Origin of the sequence: Streptomyces sp. NPDC005805 (genome assembly GCF_040630445.1) — a bacterium.
Classification (GTDB): Bacteria; Actinomycetota; Actinomycetes; order Streptomycetales; family Streptomycetaceae; genus Streptomyces.
On the sequence record NZ_JBEXXN010000001.1, the window covers coordinates 342,522 to 363,023 of the forward strand.

The 20,502-nt window shown below is 72.3% G+C and carries 18 protein-coding genes, 2 tRNA genes and 1 other RNA gene; 5 read left to right on the forward strand and 16 right to left on the reverse strand.

What is annotated here, in order from left to right; genetic code table 11:
- Positions 1-33 precede the first annotated feature (33 nt).
- The 5 genes from ABZ457_RS01575 to ABZ457_RS01595 form a co-directional block, all read right to left on the reverse strand.
- Complete coding sequence (locus tag ABZ457_RS01575; RefSeq protein ID WP_359152637.1) at positions 34-738, reverse strand: TIGR02391 family protein; 705 nt, start codon at positions 736-738, stop codon at positions 34-36.
- Positions 739-869: 131 nt separating this feature from the next.
- Positions 870-954: transfer RNA gene (locus tag ABZ457_RS01580), tRNA-Ser, on the reverse strand.
- Between the two features lie 102 nt (positions 955-1,056).
- The gene (gene tadA, locus ABZ457_RS01585) at positions 1,057-1,497 is read right to left on the reverse strand and encodes a tRNA adenosine(34) deaminase TadA (RefSeq protein WP_359152700.1); all 441 of its coding nucleotides are present in this window, start codon (positions 1,495-1,497) and stop codon (positions 1,057-1,059) included.
- A gap of 220 nt (positions 1,498-1,717) precedes the next feature.
- A complete protein-coding gene (locus ABZ457_RS01590; RefSeq protein WP_359152639.1) occupies positions 1,718-2,242 on the reverse strand; it encodes a hypothetical protein in 525 nt (174 codons plus the stop codon).
- 182 nt (positions 2,243-2,424) lie between these two features.
- Positions 2,425-2,607: a hypothetical protein gene (locus ABZ457_RS01595; RefSeq protein WP_018846213.1), complete on the reverse strand. Its 183-nt coding sequence runs from the start codon at positions 2,605-2,607 to the stop codon at positions 2,425-2,427.
- A 111-nt stretch (positions 2,608-2,718) separates the two neighbouring features.
- On the opposite strand from ABZ457_RS01595, the gene upp reads away from it, so the two are divergent.
- Positions 2,719-3,354, forward strand: coding sequence for a uracil phosphoribosyltransferase (gene upp / locus ABZ457_RS01600; protein ID WP_359152641.1), 636 nt, complete (start codon positions 2,719-2,721; stop codon positions 3,352-3,354).
- A 40-nt stretch (positions 3,355-3,394) separates the two neighbouring features.
- Here upp and ABZ457_RS01605 read toward each other — a convergent pair whose 3' ends face one another.
- Both ABZ457_RS01605 and ABZ457_RS01610 read right to left on the reverse strand, forming a co-directional pair.
- Positions 3,395-3,997, reverse strand: a complete 603-nt coding sequence (locus tag ABZ457_RS01605; protein WP_359152702.1) for a LytR C-terminal domain-containing protein — start codon at positions 3,995-3,997, stop codon at positions 3,395-3,397.
- 193 nt (positions 3,998-4,190) lie between these two features.
- A complete protein-coding gene (locus tag ABZ457_RS01610; RefSeq protein ID WP_018846216.1) occupies positions 4,191-4,487 on the reverse strand; it encodes a type II toxin-antitoxin system VapB family antitoxin in 297 nt (98 codons plus the stop codon).
- Positions 4,488-4,584: 97 nt separating this feature from the next.
- Between ABZ457_RS01610 and ABZ457_RS01615 the strand changes: the two genes are divergently transcribed.
- Positions 4,585-6,216 (forward strand): helicase HerA-like domain-containing protein, encoded by a 1,632-nt coding sequence (locus ABZ457_RS01615; RefSeq protein ID WP_359152644.1) that lies wholly within the window; start codon positions 4,585-4,587, stop codon positions 6,214-6,216.
- Positions 6,217-6,262: 46 nt separating this feature from the next.
- Here ABZ457_RS01615 and ABZ457_RS01620 read toward each other — a convergent pair whose 3' ends face one another.
- From ABZ457_RS01620 to ABZ457_RS01655, 8 genes are all read right to left on the reverse strand, one after another.
- Positions 6,263-7,798 carry a M28 family metallopeptidase gene (locus tag ABZ457_RS01620; RefSeq protein WP_359152704.1) on the reverse strand — a complete coding sequence of 512 codons (1,536 nt, stop codon included), beginning with the start codon at positions 7,796-7,798 and terminating at the stop codon, positions 6,263-6,265.
- A gap of 397 nt (positions 7,799-8,195) precedes the next feature.
- Positions 8,196-8,798, reverse strand: a complete 603-nt coding sequence (locus ABZ457_RS01625; protein WP_359152646.1) for an HhH-GPD-type base excision DNA repair protein — start codon at positions 8,796-8,798, stop codon at positions 8,196-8,198.
- Positions 8,799-8,866: 68 nt separating this feature from the next.
- On the reverse strand, positions 8,867-10,102 hold the full coding sequence (locus ABZ457_RS01630) for a sigma-70 family RNA polymerase sigma factor (RefSeq protein ID WP_359152648.1): 1,236 nt from the start codon (positions 10,100-10,102) through the stop codon (positions 8,867-8,869).
- A complete protein-coding gene (locus ABZ457_RS01635; RefSeq protein ID WP_359152650.1) occupies positions 10,099-10,539 on the reverse strand; it encodes a YciI family protein in 441 nt (146 codons plus the stop codon). The genes ABZ457_RS01630 and ABZ457_RS01635 overlap by 4 nt, the downstream gene beginning before the upstream one ends.
- A gap of 135 nt (positions 10,540-10,674) precedes the next feature.
- The gene (locus ABZ457_RS01640) at positions 10,675-11,487 is read right to left on the reverse strand and encodes an SDR family NAD(P)-dependent oxidoreductase (RefSeq protein ID WP_359152652.1); all 813 of its coding nucleotides are present in this window, start codon (positions 11,485-11,487) and stop codon (positions 10,675-10,677) included.
- Positions 11,484-13,148, reverse strand: coding sequence for an FAD-binding dehydrogenase (locus tag ABZ457_RS01645; protein WP_359152654.1), 1,665 nt, complete (start codon positions 13,146-13,148; stop codon positions 11,484-11,486). The genes ABZ457_RS01640 and ABZ457_RS01645 overlap by 4 nt, the downstream gene beginning before the upstream one ends.
- Complete coding sequence (locus tag ABZ457_RS01650) at positions 13,145-13,816, reverse strand: TetR/AcrR family transcriptional regulator (protein ID WP_359152656.1); 672 nt, start codon at positions 13,814-13,816, stop codon at positions 13,145-13,147. The genes ABZ457_RS01645 and ABZ457_RS01650 overlap by 4 nt, the downstream gene beginning before the upstream one ends.
- A gap of 185 nt (positions 13,817-14,001) precedes the next feature.
- Positions 14,002-15,834, reverse strand: a complete 1,833-nt coding sequence (locus ABZ457_RS01655) for a lysyl oxidase family protein (protein ID WP_359152658.1) — start codon at positions 15,832-15,834, stop codon at positions 14,002-14,004.
- Positions 15,835-16,295: 461 nt separating this feature from the next.
- Here ABZ457_RS01655 and ABZ457_RS01660 point away from each other — a divergent pair, with 461 nt between their 5' ends.
- Positions 16,296-18,698 carry an excinuclease ABC subunit UvrA gene (locus ABZ457_RS01660; RefSeq protein ID WP_359152660.1) on the forward strand — a complete coding sequence of 801 codons (2,403 nt, stop codon included), beginning with the start codon at positions 16,296-16,298 and terminating at the stop codon, positions 18,696-18,698.
- A gap of 78 nt (positions 18,699-18,776) precedes the next feature.
- Here the strand turns inward: ABZ457_RS01660 and ABZ457_RS01665 are convergent.
- Positions 18,777-18,864: transfer RNA gene (locus tag ABZ457_RS01665), tRNA-Ser, on the reverse strand.
- A 99-nt stretch (positions 18,865-18,963) separates the two neighbouring features.
- Here ABZ457_RS01665 and ffs point away from each other — a divergent pair.
- Positions 18,964-19,058, forward strand: an RNA gene (ffs, locus tag ABZ457_RS01670) — signal recognition particle sRNA small type.
- Positions 19,059-19,129: 71 nt separating this feature from the next.
- Positions 19,130-20,502 (forward strand): DNA polymerase III subunit gamma and tau (locus ABZ457_RS01675; protein ID WP_359152662.1); only part of this gene is annotated, 1,373 nt, incomplete at its 3' end.

Consider the following 20,502-nt stretch of genomic DNA (forward strand, 5'->3'; position numbering starts at 1 on the left):
TTGGGGCAGGTCTCCCGACCTGCCCCAATCCGCCTACTTCGCGACCTGGCATTGATCGATAAGCCGAGCGACGACGCTGAACGTGGCCAACTGCTCTAGAGCCTCTTGCTCGGTCAAGTCACCGGTTTCATGGGCGGCAGGGTTTCGGAGGGCGAAGTAGGCACCCTGACCAAGCTGTAGAGCGCCCCGCTGTCGTGTCTGAACGCCTGGGTCTGTCTGATCGCCAGGTATCCGAAGCCGGGGTTTGCCTGTCTCCGGCGCCTTGTCGCTGAAAGCTTCCTGAACCAGTTTCGCGTCCGACAGGTCTCGCCGACCCAGCTTGTCCTGTAGGTGAGCGTTGATCGATGTGGCAGCGGCATGAACGGCGGCTCGGTAGTGCTTGGACTCCCAAAAGGTTCGAGCGGCGTCCCACACCCACGCGTGGAAGCCGTCGGCCGGCAGGGACGGTGCATCTGGCGCCAAGCGAGTTGTCCACTCGTCCATGTCTGCCAGGATGCCCATCCCGCGCCTGACGTCGGGCTCGCCGATGGCCAGCCCTCCCCATTCGCTCTCCTGCAACACGCCAGACTCGGCAATCCGGGGATCGATGGCGCGCAAGATCCTTACGACTGTGGGCTCGGCTTCGTACAGTCGCATCTGCGTGTCAGACGTGTCGCCGCTGACCTTCCGGACGTTCCAGTACTCGGTAATGAGGTCAGCGAACGCTTCGAGTCGCTGACGCATCCAGTCGCGATCCACCCCGTGAGCGTAGGGCGCAGGGCGCCCAGGCGGTGGGTATTTTTCTGCGCTCGATCGGTCAACTGAGACGGAAACTGAGACGGAGATGCACGAAGGGTCCGGCTCGATGAGCCGGACCCTTCGTCTACCTGCGGTAGCGGAGGGATTTGAACCCTCGGTGACTTGCGCCACACTCGCTTTCGAGGCGAGCTCCTTCGGCCGCTCGGACACGCTACCGGGAGAGATCCTAGCCCACACCGGGCCCTGCTCTGAAATCGGTTTGCCCGCGAGGGCGCACACCACGCGCCTGCCTGCCCCGCCGCCCCGGGAAGGAGCAGGTCAGGAGCGTGCCGGACGCTCCCGGAAGAAGCGGGTGAGCTGGGCGGAGCAGGCTTCCTCCAGCACCCCGGCGATCACCTCCGGGCGGTGGTTGAGGCGGCGGTCGCGCAGCAGGTCCCAGAGGGAGCCCGCCGCGCCCGCCTTCTCGTCGCGCGCGCCGTAGACCACGCGGTCCAGCCGGGACTGCTGGAGCGCACCGGCGCACATCGTGCAGGGCTCCAGGGTGACGACGAGCGTGCAGCCCGTCAGCCGCCACTCGCCGAGCCGGGCGGCGGCCCGGCGCAGCGCCACCACCTCGGCGTGCGCGGTCGGGTCGCCGGTCGCCTCGCGCTCGTTGTGCCCGGTGGCCAGGAGCGTGCCGTCGGGGCCGATGACGAGGGCGCCGACCGGCACGTCCCCGCCCTCGGCCGCCCGCGCGGCCTCGTCGAGGGCGGCCCGCATGGCCGCCTCCCACGGCGCGCGCACCAGCGCATCCGTGGTGGGCGGTTCGCCACCGGAGGGGCCCCCGGCGGGCGGTCCGGTGTCACCGAGGCGCGCGGCGCCCGGATCCGGTGCGGCGCCCGGGTCGTCCCTGCCGGGGTGCGGATCCGCAGGGGGGTCGGGAGCGGTGGGGTCGGGGACGATGGGTTCGGGAAGGGGCGGTTCGGTCATCGCGGGGACGTCAGCGGACGGTCTCCAGGATCTCGCCCGCGCCGATGGCCTCGGCGATCTCGGGCAGGGCCTCGGTCTCCAGGGTCAGCAACTCCTTCTCGCCGAGCCCGAGGTCCGCGAGGATCGTGTGGTCGCCCACCGGGCCGGCCGGCACCGACTCGTCCCGGGCGGCGTCGCCGTCCGCGTCGGTCTCCTCCGGCTCGCCGTCCTCGGTTCCGTCCAGGTCCAGTGCGTCGAGGGCGTCGGCGGGATCGTCGTCCCCGCCGAGCAGTTCGTTGGTGAGGATCTCCCCGTAGGAGGAGCGCGCGGCCGCGGCCGCGTCCGAGACATAGATACGAGGGTCCTCCTCGCCCTCGATCCGGATGACGCCGAACCAGGCGTCCTCCTGTTCGATGAAGACGAGCACCGTGTCCTCGTCCACCGAGGCGTCCCGGGCCAGGTCGGTCAGATCCGACAGGGTCTCCACATCGTCGAGCTCTGTGTCGCTCGCTTGCCACCCGTCGTGAGTGCGCGCGAGCAGTGCGGCGAAGTACACCGTGACTCTCCCACTGATCAGAGGTGTGACGACCGGCGAAGCGCTGCGTCGTGCCCCGCCCAATCGGCATCGTGGCAGAAACAACCGCTTCGCGAGAGGTCTTCCGTCGTTGCGTCGGCCATCAGTTCTGCCGGACCGCCCCGACGGGGGCACGGTACGGGCACCGCCGGACGGCGCCCGGGTCACCAGCGGAAGGTGCGCATCCGCATCTGCTGGCGCATCCGGGCGGCCCGGGCCCGCCGGGGCTGGACGCGGTCGCGCAGCGCCTTGGCCTCGTTCAGCTCGCGCAGGAACTGGGCGCGTCGCCTGCGGCGTTCCGCGTCGGACTCGGGCTGTTCCTCGCCCGCCGCCTCGGACTGAGCCATCGGTCTCACCACCCCACGAATGCCGCGTCCGCCCCGGTCACGCGGCCGGGGTACCCCACCACCTTCCCTCCGGCACCCGGGTTGATGCGAGCGCGGGCTACTGTGGGGCCCATGCGGATCCATGTCGTCGACCACCCGCTGGTGGCGCACAAACTCACCACACTGCGCGACCGGCGCACCGACTCCCCGACCTTCCGGCGCCTCGCCGACGAGCTGGTCACCCTGCTCGCCTACGAGGCCACCCGGGACGTGCGCACCGAGCAGGTCGACGTCGAGACCCCGGTGACGGGCACGACCGGCGTCAAGCTGTCCCACCCCCGCCCCCTGGTGGTCCCGATCCTGCGCGCCGGCCTCGGCATGCTGGACGGCATGGTGCGGCTGCTGCCGACGGCCGAGGTGGGCTTCCTCGGCATGATCCGCAACGAGGAGACGCTGGAGGCGTCCACGTACGCGACCCGGATGCCCGAGGACCTCTCGGGCCGCCAGGTCTACGTCCTCGACCCGATGCTGGCGACGGGCGGCACCCTGGTCGCCGCGATCCGGGAGCTGATCAGGCGCGGCGCGGACGATGTGACCGCGGTCGTGCTGCTCGCCGCCCCGGAGGGCGTCGAGGTCATGGAGCGCGAGCTGGCCGGCACCCCGGTGACCGTGGTCACCGCCTCCGTCGACGAGCGGCTCAACGAGAACGGCTACATCGTCCCCGGGCTCGGCGACGCGGGCGACCGCATGTACGGGGCCGCCGAGTAGCGGCACAGCGGAGCCCGCGGCGCAGGCCGCGGGCCCGTCCTCAGCACTTCCCGGAGGGCGCGGGCGCGGGCCTGGTCAGAGCGGCCAGGGCGGTGTCCGCGTCCTTCTTCGTGGAGAGGTTCTTGTACGCGGTGCCGATGATCAGGTCGATGTCGGCGGTCTTGCGGGTGTCGGTCTTGAGCTGGGTGCCCACGAGCTGGGTGCCCAGCACCCGGAAGGGGCCCTCCTGTGCCGTGCTGCCGCCGAGGAGGACGGCGGTGCCGGGGACCTTCTTGTCGTACTCGGGGGTCGCGTTGCCGACCTTCCCGATCCTGAAGCCACGTTTCTTCAGCTCGTCGGCGGTGGCCTTGGCGAGCCCGCTGCGCGGGGTCGCGTTGTAGACGTTCACCGTGACGGCGCCGGGCTTCGGCGGGGGCGGCGCGGCGGAGGGGGTGGGGGCGGGCTTGCAGTCGCGGCTCTTGGCGGTGGCCGACGACTTGCCGCCGTCGCCGCCGGTGAACGCGTGGACGAGCTGTGTCGTGCCCCAGCCGGCGAGGCCGAGCGCGACCACGGCGGCGAGTGCCGCGAAGACGATCCTGCGGCGGTTCCGGGGGCGTCGCATCCGCGGGTATTTGTCGCCCGTGATGCGGTACTTTCCGCCCATGCCGGGGGGAGTGAGCATGCTCATGGGCGCAGCGTAGTGCGCACCGGACGCCGTGCCTACTAAACGATCAGCTCACTGCGTCCGTCCGGTGGTGAACAGACTCGAAAGGATCAGCGGCGGCCCGGCCGGGGTGCCGCCGGACATGCCCGGGGGCGGCCCCGGCGCGCGCGGGGGGCCATTCACCCGTAAGGGGTCAGCCGAGTTCGAGCACCCGGGCGTGGAGCACCTGGCGCTGCTGCAGCGCGGCCCGTACCGCGCGGTGCAGGCCGTCCTCCAGGTAGAGGTCGCCCTGCCACTTCACGACATGGGCGAAGAGGTCGCCGTAGAAGGTCGAGTCCTCGGCGAGCAGCGTTTCCAGGTCCAGCTGTCCCTTGGTGGTCACGAGCTGATCGAGGCGGACCGGGCGCGGCGCGACGTCCGCCCACTGCCGGGTGCTTTCCCGGCCGTGCTCGGGGTAGGGCCGCCCGTTGCCGATGCGCTTGAAGATCACACGGAAAGCCTACCGGTCAAGAGGCTCCGGGCGCAGCCAGGAGAGGCGAGTGCCATCCTGCTGAAAAGTGTGCGAAGCGGAGAAAACGGGGTCTGGCATGACAGCTCAGGAGCCTGCGCCGCGGGGAACGGGCGGCGAACCGGCTGCCCCGGCAGGGCTCCCCGGACCCGCCGCGGAGATCGCCGCCGGCTACGCCTTCGACGGCCCCGCCCTCGAACTGGGCGCGCTCCTGTGGGACGGCGGGTGCCTGCCCGGGGCACCGGTCCGCATCCCGCTGCCGGTCCTCAACCGCCACGGCCTGGTCGCGGGCGCCACCGGCACCGGCAAGACCAAGACCCTCCAGCTGATCGCCGAGCAGCTCTCCGCCCACGGCGTCCCGGTCTTCCTCGCCGACGTCAAGGGCGACCTCTCCGGGCTGTCCGCGCCCGGCCGGGACGGCGAGAAGGTCCGGGAACGGGCCGGGCAGGTCGGCCAGGACTGGGCCCCGGAGGGCTTCCCCTGCGAGTTCTACGGGCTGGGCGGCACCGGCCCCGGCATCCCGGTGCGGGCCACCGTCACCGACTTCGGCCCGCTGCTGCTGGCCAAGGTCCTCCAGCTCAACCGGACCCAGGAGCAGTCCCTCGGGCTGATCTTCCACTACGCCGACGCCAAGGGTCTGGAACTGGTCGATCTCAAGGACCTGCGGGCCGTGGTCGCCTTCCTCGTCTCCGGCGAGGGGAAGGCCGAGCTCAAGGGGATCGGCGGACTGTCCACGGCGACCGCCGGGGTGATCCTGCGCTCGATCACCGCCTTCGAGCAGCAGGGGGCGTCCGGTTTCTTCGGCGAGCCGGAGTTCGACACGGCGGACCTGCTGCGCACCGCCCCCGACGGGCGCGGCCTGGTGTCCGTGCTGGAGCTGCCCGCCGTCCAGGACAAGCCCCAGCTCTTCTCCACCTTCCTGATGTGGCTGCTCGCGGACCTCTTCCACGACCTCCCGGAGGTCGGGGACGTGGAGAAGCCGAAGCTGGTCTTCTTCTTCGACGAGGCGCATCTACTCTTCGCGGACGCCTCCAAGGCCTTTCTGGAGTCGGTGGTGCGCACGGTCCGGCTGATCCGCTCCAAGGGCGTGGGGATCTTCTTCGTGACGCAGACCCCCGGCGACGTCCCGGCGGAGGTGCTGGGGCAGCTCGGCAACCGGGTGCAGCACGCGCTGCGGGCCTTCACCCCGGACGACGCCAAGGCCCTGAAGGCGACGGTGCGGACCTTCCCGGACTCGCCCTACGAGCTGGACCGGGTGCTGACCGGGCTCGGCACGGGCGAGGCGGTGGTGACGGTGCTCGGCGAGAGCGGCGCCCCGACCCCGGTCGCGGCCACCCGGCTGCGCGCCCCGTCCTCCCTGATGGCCCCCGTCGACCCGGCCGCCCTGGAGGCGGCCGTGCGGGGTTCGTCGCTGTACGGGCGGTACGCCGAGGCGGTGGACCGGGAGTCGGCGTACGAGAAGCTCACCGCGGCCCAGGAGGAGGCCGAGCGGGCGGCGGAGCGGGCCGCGGCGGCGGAGAGCGCGCCCGCGCCGGAGGAATCGGGCCGGGAGGCGGGCCGGCGGCGGGAGGCCGCGCGCGAGGAGGACCCCTCGCTCGTGGAGCAGGTGGCGGGCAGCGGGGTCTTCAGGTCCCTGGCGCGGTCGGTCGGCACCCAGCTCGGCCGGGAGATCACCCGCTCGCTGTTCGGAACGGCGCGCCGCCGGCGGTGACCGCCGGCGGCGCGCGTGCCCGGGCCCGTACGGACCCGGGTGGGTGTTACTCGGTCACCTCGTGGTCGTGACCGTCGTGCAGACCGCCGCCGCTGCCCGCGTCGCCGTCGGTGGGGACGGAGGTGACGGGCTTGCGGAGCGAGCTGATGTCGTGCGCGTAGGTGCCCACGGCGTTGGCGATGATGCCCAGGTTGATGCCGAGCGCCTTCTTGTTGATGTTGCGCAGGTCGTCGCCGGCCGCGTGGTAGTTCGGGTCGTACGCGACGCCCGCCGTGCCGCCGAACTTCTTCGCCTGGGCCTCGGTCTTGATGCCCTCGGCGCCGGTGAAGGTGCCGCCGGAGGGGATGCCGACCTCGATGAACGGGCCGTAGTCCGAGCGGCCGGTGAAGTCGGTGCCCTCGTGCGGGATGCCCCGGCGGTCGAGGTAGTCGTTGATGTCCCGCTCCAGCTGCGCGGAACCGGCCGGGCCGGGGCCCGCGCCGACGCCGTCGGAGTCGTCGCCGTCGTAGACGAAGATCCCGTAGTTGGGGGAGGCGATCATGTCGAAGTTCAGGTAGAGCTTGATCTCCTTCTTGCCCAGCGAGGAGAGGTTGGCGACGTAGTGCTCGGAGCCGAGCAGGCCGTTCTCCTCCGCGGACCACCAGGCGAAGCGCACCTTGTTGGCGGGGCTCTTCTCCTTCTTGGCCAGCTCCTCGGCGACCTCCAGCAGTCCGGCCGAGCCGGAGCCGTTGTCGTTGATGCCGGGGCCCTCGGTGACCGAGTCCAGGTGGGCGCCGAGGACCACGGTGTTGGCCGCGTTGCCGCGGCGGGTCTCGGCGATCACGTTGTTGGTGGTGCGCTTCTCCTGGAGCTGGCGGATCTCGAAGGAGACCTCGACCGGGCCCTTCGCCAGGTCGGCGGCGAGCTTCTCGCCCTCGGCCTGGGTGAGTCCGCCCGTGGGGATCTTCCCGGCGGCGGCGTCCCCGAGGGTGCCGGAGAGCACGCCCTCGGTGTTGTTGTAGACGATCGCGCCGGCCGCGCCCGCGGTGGCGGCGGCGGCCTGCTTCTCGGCGAAGGTGCAGCCGCCGCGCTTGATCAGCGCGATCTTGCCGGTGAACGTCCCCGAGGCGTAGTCGCCGGCCTCGCAGCCGGTGGTGTCGTCCACCGGCACGGCGGCGAGCTGCGCCTTCAGGCCGCCCACCGGGGTGGACTTGGTGTACGTCATCGCCGTGATGTCGATGTCGCGCGGCGCGGGCGAGGTGACGGACAGCTTCTCGGCCAGCGTCTCGGTGTAGATGAACTCGAACTTCTGGTACGAGACGTCGTAGCCGTACTTCTTCATCTGCTGGTACACGTACGCGGCCGAGGCGTCGTGCCCGAGCGAGCCGGCGGCGCGGTGGCCGCCGGTGGAGTCCGCTATCTGCTGGAACTTCTTCAGGTGCTTGAAGGCGTCGTCGGCGGACGCCTTGGCGACCAGCTTCTTGGCCAGCTTCGCCGCGTCCTTGGCCGCCCGGTCGGCGGGCTGGTGGCGGTGCGCGGCGGAAGGGGAGGCGGATGCCAGCAGGAGCGGGGTCGCGAGTGCGGCTGCGGCCACGGCGGCCACGGCTCTGCGATGGGATGCGTTCACAGAGGTCCTTCCCGATGCGAACGAGGGTCTGGGAGGTGTCCGGCGGATCAGGGCCGGACAGGACGCGGCGTCTGGTGTGGTGCATCGCAAGGCGCCGGGATGCCTTCATAGCGGAGCTATTCAGGCGTTCCGGCAACGCGGCGAGGTGCCGTGCCAGACGTCGTGGCCCCGGCCAAGATCCGCCGGACACCTCCTGAGGAAGCTAGCGATCTCACACGGGTTCTGTGAACACTTGTGCCACAACTGGCGGCGTATTTCATGTCATTGACACCCGGACGAGATCTTCGTCCGGCGCGGAGGGCCCTTCGGCCGGAGGACTTCGCAGCGGCGGGGCCCATCCCCCGGGACCTGGCCGAAGAGGAACGTTCGTGCGCTAACTCTCCTTCTTCGGACGCCCCTTCGCCGCCTTCGCCGCGGCCTTCTTCTCCTGCTTGTACGCGCGGACCCGGGCCAGTGACTCCGGCCCGGTGATGTCCGCCGCCGAGCGGTAGGAGTCCTTCTCGCCGTACGCGCCGGCCGCCTCGCGCCAGCCCTCGGGCGTCACGCCGTACTGCTTGCCCAGCAGGGCGAGGAAGATCTGCGCCTTCTGCTCGCCGAAGCCGGGCAGGGCCTTCAGCCGGGCCAGGAGTTCCCGGCCGGTGGACACGTCCCGCCACACCGCGCTCGCGTCGCCGTCGTACTCGTCGACGAGGTGGCGGCACAGCTCCTGCACCCGCTTGGCCATGGAGGCGGGGTAGCGGTGCACGGCGGGTTTGCGCCGGAGCAGTTCGCTGAACGCGTCCGGGTCGTAGTCGGCGATCTGCGCGGCGTCGAGGTCGTCGGTGCCGAGCCGCTGCGCCACCGTGTACGGGCCGGTGAACGCCCACTCCATGGGGATCTGCTGGTCGAGCAGCATGCCGACGAGCGCGGCGAGGGCGCTGCGGCCGAGCAGCTCGTCGGCCTCGGGCTGCTGGGCGAGGTGAATCGTGGCATCCATGCCTTTGATGATCACCCCGGGGTGCGGGGCCCGCCAGCGTGGCGGGCTGGCGGAGGGGCCCTGCTCGCTCAGGTGCTCAGCCGGGCCGCCCGCATCCGCAGATAGCGCGCCTCGGGGGTGCTCAGGGTGCCCGCCGCCGCCGAGCGGTACGCCTCCGCCGCCGCGGCCCGGTCGCCCGCCCGTTCCAGCAGATGGGCCCGGACCGCGTCCAGCCGGTGATGGCCCCTCAGCTCCGGTGCCAGCCGGTCGACCTCGGCCAGCCCGGCCCGCGGCCCGTCCACCATGGCGAGGGCCACCGCCCGGCCGAGCCGGGCCATCGGCTCCGGGAAGCGCGCGACCAGCACGTCGTAGAGCGCGAGGATCTGCGGCCAGTCGGTCTCCCCCGCCGACGGCGCCTCGTCGTGCAGCGCGGCCACGGCCGCCTGGAGCTGGTAGGGCCCGGCCGGGCCCTCGGACAGGGCCTCCTCGACCAGGGCCGTCCCCTCGTCGATCATCCCGCGCAGCCAGCGGCCGCGGTCCTGCTCGTCCAGGGGGATCAGCTCCCCGTGCGGGCCGGTGCGCGCCGGGCTCCGGGCCTCGGTGAGCAGCATCAGGGCCAGCAGGCCGGTCACCGCGCCCTCGCGCGGCAGCAGCGCGCGCACCGCGCGGGTCAGCCGGATCGCCTCGCGGGCGAGGTCGGCGCGGTGCAGCCGGGCGCCCGAGGTGGCCGTGTACCCCTCGTTGAAGATCAGGTAGAGGACCTGGAGGACGGCGGCGAGCCGCTCGTCGCGGTCGCCGGGCCCGGGCGGGCGGAACGGCGTCCCCGCGATCCGGCGCTTGGCCCGGCTGATCCGCTGGGCCATGGTCGCCTCCGGGACCAGGTGCGCGCGGGCGATCTCCGCCGTGGTCAGACCGCCCACCGCGCGCAGGGTGAGCGCCACCTGCGCGGCGGGGGCCAGATCGGGGTGGCAGCAGAGGAAGAGGAGGGTCAGGGTGTCGGCCTCGGCCGGCGCCCGGCCCTCGCCCGGGGGCGGGGCGGTGAAGGCGTCCCCCGGATCGAGCCGGGCCGCCGTCTCCTCCCGCCGCCGGCGGGACTCCTCGGCGCGCAGCAGGTCCACCAGTCGGCGGGAGGCGACCCGGATCAGCCAGCCGCGCGGGTTGTCCGGCACGCCCGCCTCCGGCCACTGCCGCGCGGCGGCGAGCAGCGCCTCCTGCACGGCGTCCTCGGCCTGGTCGAAGTGGCCGTAGCGCCGCACCAGCGCGCCGAGGACCTGCGGCGCGTGGGTGCGCAGCAGGTCCCCGACGGGCACGGCGGGCGGGGTCATCCGCGGGACCCGCCGGACGGGTCGCAGTCCTGGTCCGGGCCGCCCATGATCTGCCGGATGACCACCGGGTACTCGGTGGTCCCCGCGGGCACGGGGCACCGGGTGATCCGGGCGGCGATCTCGGTCACCCGCTCCAGGCTCTCGCAGTCGAGCACCCAGTAGCCGGCCAGCACCTCCTTCGTCTCCCCGTACGGGCCGTCGGTGACCACCGGCCGGCCGTCCCGGCCGGACAGCACGTGCCGGGCCTGCCGGGGCTCGGCCAGGCCCTGCCCCTCGACCAGTTCCCCGGACTCGGCCAGGTCGTTGTTGAGGGACCCCATGAAGGAGAACATCGCCTGGACCTCCTCCTCGCTCCACGCCGGGGCGCCGGGCGAGGGCTTGCCGCCCATGGCGTCGGCGTCGGCCTGCGTCCCCTGAATCATCACCAGGTACTTCATGGTTCCGCTCCTCGTCCTCTGTGGGCCGCCTCTCGCGGGCGGCTCTCACAGGGGACGTCGGAGCCGGGGGCGCCGTCTCGACGACGCGCCGGAGGTTTTCTCGACCGGGCCCGGCGGAGTCCCCGGCCCCCGGTGTCAGCGCAGGCCGTGGCGGCGGGCCGTCATCCGTTCCACGGCCGAGCGGGGCAGCACCCGGCGGAGGGCGAAGGCGAGGGGCGCGTTGCTGCCGACCGCGTAGAGGGGGCGGGGGCGGGGGGACTCGATCGCCCGGAGGACGGTGGCGGCCACCCGCTCGGGCGGGGTGCCCTTCGCCTCGTTGGCGTTGAGCGCCGCGAGCATGGTGCGGTACTCGCCGAGGAAGGGGGAGTCCTCGGCGACGTACTCGGTGCGGCGCTCGCTGATGCCGGTGCTGATCGCGCCGGGCTCCACCGTCGTCACCCCGATGCCGTACGGGGAGACCTCGCGCCGCAGGGAGGTGGCGAAGCCCCGGAGCGCGGCCTTGGAGGCGACGTACGAGGAGCGGTACGCGAGCGGGAAGCTGGCCAGCATGGAGCCGACCATGACCACCCGGCCGCGGCGGCGGGCGCGCATGCCGGGGAGCAGGAGCTGGGTGAGGCGGACCGCGCCGAAGACGTTCAGCCGGAACAGCCGTTCCAGGGCCTCCAGGGGGAGTTCCTCCAGCGGCCCGTTCTGGCTCTCGCCCGCGTTGTTGACGAGGACGTCCACCTCCCCGGCCGCCGCCGCGCACGCCTCGATCGACGCCTCGTCGGTGAGGTCGAGGGCCAGGTACTCCACGCCGGGGATCCGGTCGGTGACCGCCTCCGGCCGGCGGCTGGTTCCGTGGACCCGGTAGCCGCGGGCGACCAGGGCGGCGGCGACGGCCGCGCCGATGCCGGAGGAGGCGCCGGTGACCAGCGCGGTCCCCGGTCCCTGTGCGGGTGCGCTCATCCGAGCCTCCTCGCCAGCGCCCGGCCCGCGGCCCGGCCGGAGAAGACGCAGCCGCCGAGGAAGGTGCCCTCCAGGGCGTTGTAGCCGTGCACCCCGCCGCCGCCGAAGCCGGCCACCTCGCCCGCCGCGTACAGCCCCTCGAAGGGTTCGCCGTCGGGGCGGACCACCTGCGAGTTCAGGGTGGTCTCCAGGCCGCCGAGGGTCTTGCGGGTCAGCAGGTGGAGGCGGACGGCGATCAGCGGCCCGTGCGCCGGGTCGAGCAGCCGGTGCGGCTTGGCGACGCGGGTGAGCTTGTCGGGCCAGTACGCGCGGGCGTTGGCGATCGACATCAGCTGGAAGTCCTTGGAGTAGGCGTTGCCCACCTCGCGGTCGCGGGCCGTGATCTCCCGCTCGACCTGCGCGAAGTCCAGCTCCGGGCCGGGCGCGACGGCGTTCATCCCGTCCACCAGCTCCTTGAGCGTGCGCCGGACCACGAAGTCCTCGCCCTTGTCGAGGAAGGCCTGCACCGGGCCGGGCGCGCCCTTCTTCGCCCGGGACAGGACGAGCTTCAGGTCCTTGCCCGTGACGTCCGGGTTCTGCTCGGAGCCGGAGAGCGCGAACTCCTTCTCCACGATCTCCCGGGTGAGCACGAACCACGAGTAGTCGTACCCGGTGGCGGTGATGTGCTTCAGGGTCGCGAGGGTGTCGTGGCCCGGGTAGAGCGGCACCGGGAGCCGCCGGCCGGTCGCGTCCAGCCAGAGGGAGGAGGGGCCGGGGATGATCCGGATGGCGTGGTCGGGCCAGATCGGGTCCCAGTTGCGGACGCCCTCGGTGTAGTGCCACATCCGGTCGCGGTTGACGATCGAGCCGCCCGCGTCCTCGGTGATCTCCAGCATCCGGCCGTCGACGTACGCCGGCACGCCCGTGATCATCGAGGCCGGGGGGGTTCCGAGGCGGTCCGCGGGCCAGTTCTTCCGGACCAGCTCCTGGTTGCCGCCGATCCCGCCGGAGGTGACGACCACGGCCTGCGCGCGCAGCTCGAACTCACCCGCCAGCGTACGGGAGGAGGCGACACCGCGCGGCTCGGCGGCGGGCTCCAGCACGGTGCCGCGCACCCCGACCGCGGCGCCGTTCTCGACGATCAGGCCGTCCACCCGGTGCCGGTGCCGGAAGGTGACCAGCCCGCGGGCCGCCGCCGCGAGGACCGGCTCCCGGAACACGCGCACCACCTCGGGGCCGGTGCCCCAGGTGATGTGGAAGCGGGGCACCGAGTTGCCGTGCCCAAAGGCCGCGCCCGCCCCGCGCTCGGCCCAGCCGACGGTGGGCATCACCCGCAGCCCCAGCCGGTGCAGATAGTCCCGCTTCTCCCCGGCGGCGAAGTCGACGTACGCCTCGGCCCACCGGCGCGGCCAGTGGTCCTCGCGCTCCCGGTCGAAGCCGGCCGAGCCGAGCCAGTCGGCGAGGGCGAGCTCGGCGGAGTCCTTGATGCCCATCCGGCGCTGCTCGGGGCTGTCCACCAGGAAGAGCCCGCCCAGCGACCAGAAGGCCTGGCCGCCGAGGTTGGCCTCGTTCTCCTGGTCGACCACGACCACGCGCTTCCCGGCGCGGGTCAGCTCGTATACGGCGACCAGCCCGGCCAGTCCCGCGCCCACGACGATGACGTCGGCGTCCTCGCTGCTCACAGTGCCTCCTCGGTGATCGGGGTGCTGTACGCGTTCAGTACGGCCCCGAAGAGCGCCTCGCGCCGCAGGCGGGGGGTCTCGCTCCCGGGTTCCAGCAGGACCTGCACCGAGGTGCCGTCGTGCACGGCGACCAGGGCCTGGCCGAGGGCGGTCTCGTCCGGGACGCGCCGGCCGGTGCGGGCGAGGGCGTCGACCACGACCGGCAGGATCGTGTCGAGGATCGCCTGCTCCCGGGCGGCCATCACCCGGCGCAGCGAGCGGTTGCGCAGGGCGTGCGCGGTGAACTCGGCGGTCACTCGGTACCAGGCGTCGTCGACGGGGATCGCCGCGACCGCCGCCCGGATCGTCTCCTCGGGGGCGGCGGACGACGCCGTGGCCAGCGCCTCGCGGACATCGGCGAGCATCCGCCGCGAGCGCTCCTCCCACATGGCGAGGAACAGCTCGTCGAGGGAGGAGAAGTTGGAGTAGAAGGCGCCCCGGGTGTAGCCGGCCCGCTCGCAGACCTGCTCCACGGTGGAGCGGCCGAAGCCCTCCTCCGCGAAGACCTCCAGCGCGGCGTCGAGCATCCGCCGCCGGGTCCTGGCGCGGCGCGCGGTGACCCGGCGGGGGGCGGGCGCGGTGTCGGCGTCCGGCTCGGTGTCGGTTCCGGTTCCGGTACCGGTGTTCATCGTGACGTGACCCCCTTGTCGATGCGTGAACGTATCCGATGCGTTCATGTATCGACAAGGGTCGTGCACGGCCCTTGTCGCAGGTGCGCGCGCAAGCGGACGGCCCCCGGAACCGGTCGTGGTTCCGGGGGCCGTCCCCTGGGGGTGCCGGTGCTCCCGGCGAGGTACCGCGGTGCCGCTCCGCGTCAGTTGGCGTCGACGAGGTCGTGCGCCGGGACCTTCACCGTCCGGGCGCCCTTGGTGCCGCCGAGGACGATCTTGCGCAGGGCGCTGTTGTTGTTGAGGTTGGTCTCCTTGAGGCGCTTCTCCGGGTTGGCGAGCACCTGGATCCAGTACGTGCCGTTGGGGAGGTCGGTGATGTCGAAGGACTGGCCGGGCAGGTCCTGGGTGTAGGTGTCGCCCGAGCCGACGTCCAGGACCTCACGCACGGAGATCGAGTTCTCCTGGCCGCACGCGGTGGACAGGTCGGTGTTCTGCGGGTGCCAGTTGGCGTTCTTCACCGTGTAGTCGACGGCGTCCGTGTTGGCCAGGCAGAACGCCTCCTTGCCGCTGCGCACGGCCTCCTTCTTGTCCGCCTTCAGCAGCCGGTAGCTGGCGAAGTCGGTGAAGTGCCAGTGCTCGTGGCCCGGACGCGGGTCCCACTCCATGGTGCCGGTGGGCGTGTAGCCGACCTGCTTGCCCTTGGCGTCGTAGAAGTACTGGTACGCGTCCATCTTGTCCTTGCCGGGCTTGCGGAAGCCGTCGACGACGAGCTGCGCGGGGCCGGCGTTCCACACGTTGGCGCTGAAGGACAGGTAGTCCTTGCCCGGGGCCTCGTCGAAGCCCTCGCCGATGCCGATGCCGTAGGCGGGCAGCGACCGCAGGTCGGGCTTGGGGACGTCGGGCACCTTCGCCTTGCCCTTGGGCGGCGCGGCGTTGGCCTTGAGAGCGGGCGCGAGGCGGGAGCCGTCGGTGCGGCCCGGGCCGTCGCCGAGCTTCTGCGCGGTGCGCAGGCCGGCCTTCTTGGCGGCCCAGGAGAGCGCCGGCGGGGCGGGCGCGTAGGGGCCGTGGCCGACGTTGTACGTGGGCGCCGCGCCGGTCGTCGGGGCCTCCGGGGCCTCGGCGCGCACGGCGGGGTGGCCCTCGGGGTGCGCGGCGGTGTGGCCGCCCTCGGCGTGGGCGGCGTGGCCCGAGGCCGTGCCCGCCTTGTCCGCCGCCTTGTCCGACGCCTTGCCCTGGGCGTGGCCGCCGTGGGCCGCGCCGTCGCCGTGCCCGGCCGCGTGGTGGTCGCCGTGCTTGTCCGCGGCCCGGGTTCCAAGACCGCCGTCGCGGCCTTGGTCTTCGAAGCTGCGCTCGCGGACGGTCACCTTGATGGTCTGCGGCTTGTCGGCGATGCCGAACAGGTCGCGGTAGCGCTTGGTGACGGACACCTTGGCCGTGTACTTGCCGGGCTTCACGGCCACCGGGGAGGCGTAGAAGCCCGCGTAGGTGTTGGACGCCCAGCCCTTCTCCACGCCCCACACCGAGCCGAGGGTGAACGGGTTCACCGGGCAGCTCTCCGGGTACTTGGAGGTGCTCGGCGCGTCCGGGCGCACCCGGCCGGAGGCGTTGTTCGGGCAGAAGGACTCCTGACGCTTCAGGACCTGCTTGCCCTTCGCGTCGGTCATCGTGATCTCGGTGAAGCCGGGCAGCCCGCCGAAGTCCTTCACGGTCCCCTTGGGCAGGGTCTTCGTGGTGGTCTTCTTCCCCTGGCGGACGATCTGCTGTGCGACCACCGGGTCCTTGTAGGACTTGCGGGTCACCTTCAGCTCCAGGGGCCCGTTCTCGGCGGTGACATAGGTGCCGAGGTCCAGGTAGACGCCGGGGTCCTCCTTCCACGAGTCGAGGGTCACCGACGGAGTCGCGGCGATCAGGCCGAGCTTCGGTCCGGCGGCCTGCTTGGCCTCGGGCGCGGCGGCGATCACGCCCGCGGCGACCGCGATCGCCGCACCCCCGGCGATCGCGGCGCGGCCGATACGAGCCTTGTGGGATCTGGTCATCTTCCTCGTTCTCCCAGTACGTGACGGGACGGAGGAGGAACAGCGGCCCAGCCGATGCGGTCACGCGGCTCCCTCCGGCCTCTGAGAGGCCGGAGCGGGGCGCGGGGTTGGCTTCCGCGGCCCGGCCCGCGGTCAATGGCCGGAATCGCGGTCCCCAACGGGTGTTTCCGGACGTTCGCGGACACAGCGGGGCCGGAACGGCGGAGTCCGTAGTAAAGGCGCGAGCCCCGGGGAGCGCGGTCACGGCGGCCCCGGGCGGCGCGGTCACGACCCGGAGGAACGCGGTCCGGACCCCGGAGGAGCGCGATCAGGATTCGAGAAGCCCCCGCGGCGGGTGGCGCGACATACTGCTCGAAGCCGGTCGCATCGAGCCGTGTGGCACGGGCGCGGGCCGCCGGACCGGCCCCGTCCGGACAGGACGCGGGCAAGCCGGAGGTCCCGTCCGGACAGAGGGAGAGACGATGAGCAGGGCCAAGAGGACGGGCGCGCAGCCGTCCGCGCACGCCGCCGACAGCCACGAGATGATCCGCGTGCACGGCGCGCGCGAGAACAACCTCAAGGACGTCAGCATCGAGATCCCGAAGCGCCGGCTCACGGTGTTCACCGGCGTCTCCGGCTCGGGCAAGAGCTCGCTGGTGTTCGACACCATCGCCGCCGAGTCCCAGCGGCTGATCAACGAGACCTACAGCGCCTTCCTCCAGGGCTTCATGCCGACCCTCGCCCGGCCCGAGGTCGACGTCCTCGACGGTCTGACCACCGCCATCACCGTCGACCAGCAGCGGATGGGCGGCGATCCGCGCTCCACCGTCGGCACCGCCACCGACGCCAACGCGATGCTGCGCATCCTCTTCAGCCGCCTCGGCAAGCCGCACATCGGCCCGCCCAGCGCCTACTCCTTCAACACCGCCTCGGTCCGGGCCAGCGGCGCGATCACCGTCGAGCGCGGCGACCGCAAGGCGGTGAAGGCGACCTTCTCCCGCACCGGCGGCATGTGCCCCCACTGCGAGGGCCGGGGCAAGGTCTCCGACATCGACCTCACCCAGCTCTACGACGACTCCAAGTCCATCGCCGAGGGCGCGTTCACCATCCCCGGCTGGAAGTCGGACAACGTCTGGACCGTGGGGCTCTACGCGCAGTCCGGCTTCCTCGACCCGGAGAAGCCGATCCGCCGCTTCACCAAGCAGGAGATGCAGGACTTCCTGTACCGGGAGCCGGTGAAGGTCAAGGTCAACGGCGTCAACCTCACCTACGAGGGCCTGATCCCCAAGATCCAGAAGTCGTTCCTGTCCAAGGACAAGGAGTCGATGCAGCCCCATATCCGGGCCTTCGTGGAGCGCGCGGTCACCTTCACCGACTGCCCCGAGTGCGAGGGCACCCGGCTCAGCGAGGGGGCCCGCTCGTCGAAGATCAAGAAGATCTCCATCGCCGACGCCTGCGCCATGGAGATCCGGGACCTCGCCGAGTGGGTCCGCGGCCTGGACGAGCCCTCGGTGGCCCCGCTGCTCACCGCGCTCGGCGGGACCCTGGACTCCTTCGTGGAGATCGGGCTCGGCTACCTCTCGCTGGACCGCCCGGCGGGCACCCTGTCCGGCGGCGAGGCGCAGCGGGTCAAGATGATCCGCCACCTCGGCTCCTCGCTCACCGACATCACCTATGTCTTCGACGAGCCCACCATCGGCCTGCACCCGCACGACATCCAGCGGATGAACGACCTGCTGCTGCGGTTGCGGGACAAGGGCAACACGGTCCTGGTCGTGGAGCACAAGCCGGAGACGATCGCGATCGCCGACCACGTCGTCGACCTCGGCCCCGGCGCCGGGACGGCGGGCGGCACGGTCTGCTACGAGGGCACCGTGGAGGGGCTGCGGGCCGGCGACACCCTCACCGGCCGCCACCTCGACGACCGCTCCACCCTCAAGGAGACGGTGCGGACCCCCAGGGGAGCGCTGGAGATCCGCGGCGCGAGCGCGAACAACCTGCGGGACGTCGACGTGGACATCCCGCTCGGGGTCCTCTGCGTGGTCACCGGCGTCGCCGGCTCCGGCAAGAGCTCCCTGATCCACGGGTCGCTGGTCGACGGCCCGGTGGCCGCCGAGGAGGGCGTGGTGGCGATCGACCAGGGCGCGATCAAGGGCTCCCGGCGCTCCAACCCGGCGACGTACACCGGGCTCCTCGACCCGATCCGCAAGGCCTTCGCCAAGGCCAACGGTGTGAAGCCCGCGCTGTTCAGCGCCAACTCCGAGGGCGCCTGCCCCAACTGCAACGGCGCCGGGGTCGTCTACACGGACCTGGCGATGATGGCCGGGGTGGCGACCACCTGCGAGGCGTGCGAGGGGAAGCGGTTCGACGCATCCGTCCTCGAACACCGCCTGGGCGGGAAGGACATCAGCGAGGTGCTGGCGATGCCGGTGAGCGAGGCGGTGGAGTTCTTCGCGGACGGCGAGGCCCGCACCCCGGCCGCGCACCGGATCCTCGGCCACCTCTCCGACGTCGGCCTCGGCTATCTGACCCTCGGCCAGCCGCTCACCACCCTCTCGGGCGGCGAGCGCCAGCGGCTCAAGCTGGCGACCCACATGGGCGAGAAGGGCGGCGTCTACGTCCTCGACGAGCCGACCACCGGTCTGCACCTCGCCGACGTGGAGCACCTGCTCGGCCTGCTCGACCGGCTGGTCGACGCGGGGAAGTCGGTCGTCGTCATCGAGCACCACCAGGCGGTGATGGCCCACGCGGACTGGATCGTCGACCTCGGCCCCGGCGCCGGCCACGACGGCGGCCGGATCGTCTTCGAGGGCACCCCCGCGGACCTCGTCGCGTCCCGCTCCACCCTCACGGGCGAGCACCTGGCGGAGTACGTGCGGGGCTGACGGGCTCTCCTGCCGGACAACGCCGAAGGGCCCCACCGCGAACGGTGGGGCCCTTCGACATCGTGCCCGGTGAGGCACTGGCGGAGGATACGAGATTCGAACTCGTGAGGGGTTGCCCCCAACACGCTTTCCAAGCGTGCGCCCTAGGCCTCTAGGCGAATCCTCCGCCGGAAACATTACATGACTCCGAGCAGTGCTCGCGAACCCGTTCTCCGGCGGGTGGGGAGGGGGTCCGAGCACGTCGGGGGATCGGGTAGCCTGGGGCCCAGCCCCTCACGCGGCGCTATCTGACTGAACTCCCCCAGGGCCGGAAGGCAGCAAGGGTAGGTCGGCTCTGGCGGGTGCGTGGGGGGCCCTTGTGTTTCGCGGGTGCGGCCACGGGGAGGGCAGGGCGGCGCCGGTTGTCGGTGGGCCCCGATAACCTCGTAGGCGTGTCGTCCCTTGCGCTGTACCGCCGCTATCGCCCCGAGTCGTTCGCCGAGGTCATCGGGCAGGAGCATGTCACCGACCCCCTGCAGCAGGCCCTCCGCAACAACCGGGTCAACCACGCGTACCTGTTCAGCGGGCCGCGCGGCTGCGGCAAGACGACCAGTGCCCGCATCCTCGCCCGCTGTCTGAACTGCGAGCAGGGGCCCACGCCCACCCCCTGCGGCGAGTGCCAGTCCTGCCGAGACCTGGCGCGCAACGGCCCCGGTTCGATCGACGTCATCGAGATCGACGCCGCCTCCCACGGTGGTGTGGACGACGCCCGTGACCTGCGCGAGAAGGCGTTCTTCGGCCCGGCGAGCAGCCGGTACAAGATCTACATCATCGACGAGGCGCACATGGTCACCCCGCAGGGCTTCAACGCCCTGCTGAAGGTGGTCGAGGAGCCCCCGGAGCACCTGAAGTTCATCTTCGCGACGACCGAGCCCGAGAAGGTCATCGGCACCATCCGGTCGCGCACCCACCACTACCCCTTCCGGCTGGTGCCCCCCGGCACCCTCCGGGAGTACCTGACGCAGGTGTGCGGCCAGGAGGGCATCCCCGTGGACGACGGCGTCATGCCGCTGGTCGTCCGCGCGGGCGGCGGGTCGGTGCGTGACTCGATGTCGGTGATGGACCAGCTGCTGGCCGGCGCCGCCGCGGACGGTGTGACATACGCCATGGCCACCGCCCTCCTCGGGTACACCGACGGCGCCCTGCTCGACTCCGTCGTGGACGCCTTCGCCTCGGGTGACGGCGCGGCCGCCTTCGAGGTCGTCGACCGGGTCATCGAGGGCGGGCACGACCCCCGCCGCTTCGTCGCGGACCTGCTGGAGCGGCTGCGGGACCTGGTCATCCTGGCCGCCGTGCCGGACGCCGGCGCCAAGGGCCTGATCGACGCCCCGGCCGATGTGGTCGAGCGGATGCAGGCGCAGGCCCAGGTGTTCGGCGCGGCCGAGCTGAGCCGCGCCGCCGACCTGGTCAACGAGGGGCTGACCGAGATGCGCGGCGCCACCTCGCCGCGCCTGCAACTGGAGCTGATCTGCGCCCGGGTGCTGCTGCCCGCCGCGTTCGGCGACGAGCGCTCGCTCCAGGCACGGCTGGACCGGCTGGAGCGCGGGGCCGGGGCGGCCCTGGCCATGGGCGGCGCGGGCGGGCAGCCCATGGCGGGCCAGGCCCCGCCGATGGGCTATGTGCCGGGGCCGGAGGCCCAGGCACATGTCCCGCCGGGCGGCGGCCCCGCGGCGGCGCGGGGTGTCCGAGGTCTTCGTCAACCTGGCCCGCCGCAACCAGGTCCTGCTCCACCGCCAGCTCACCCTCCTCGACGCCATGGAGCGCC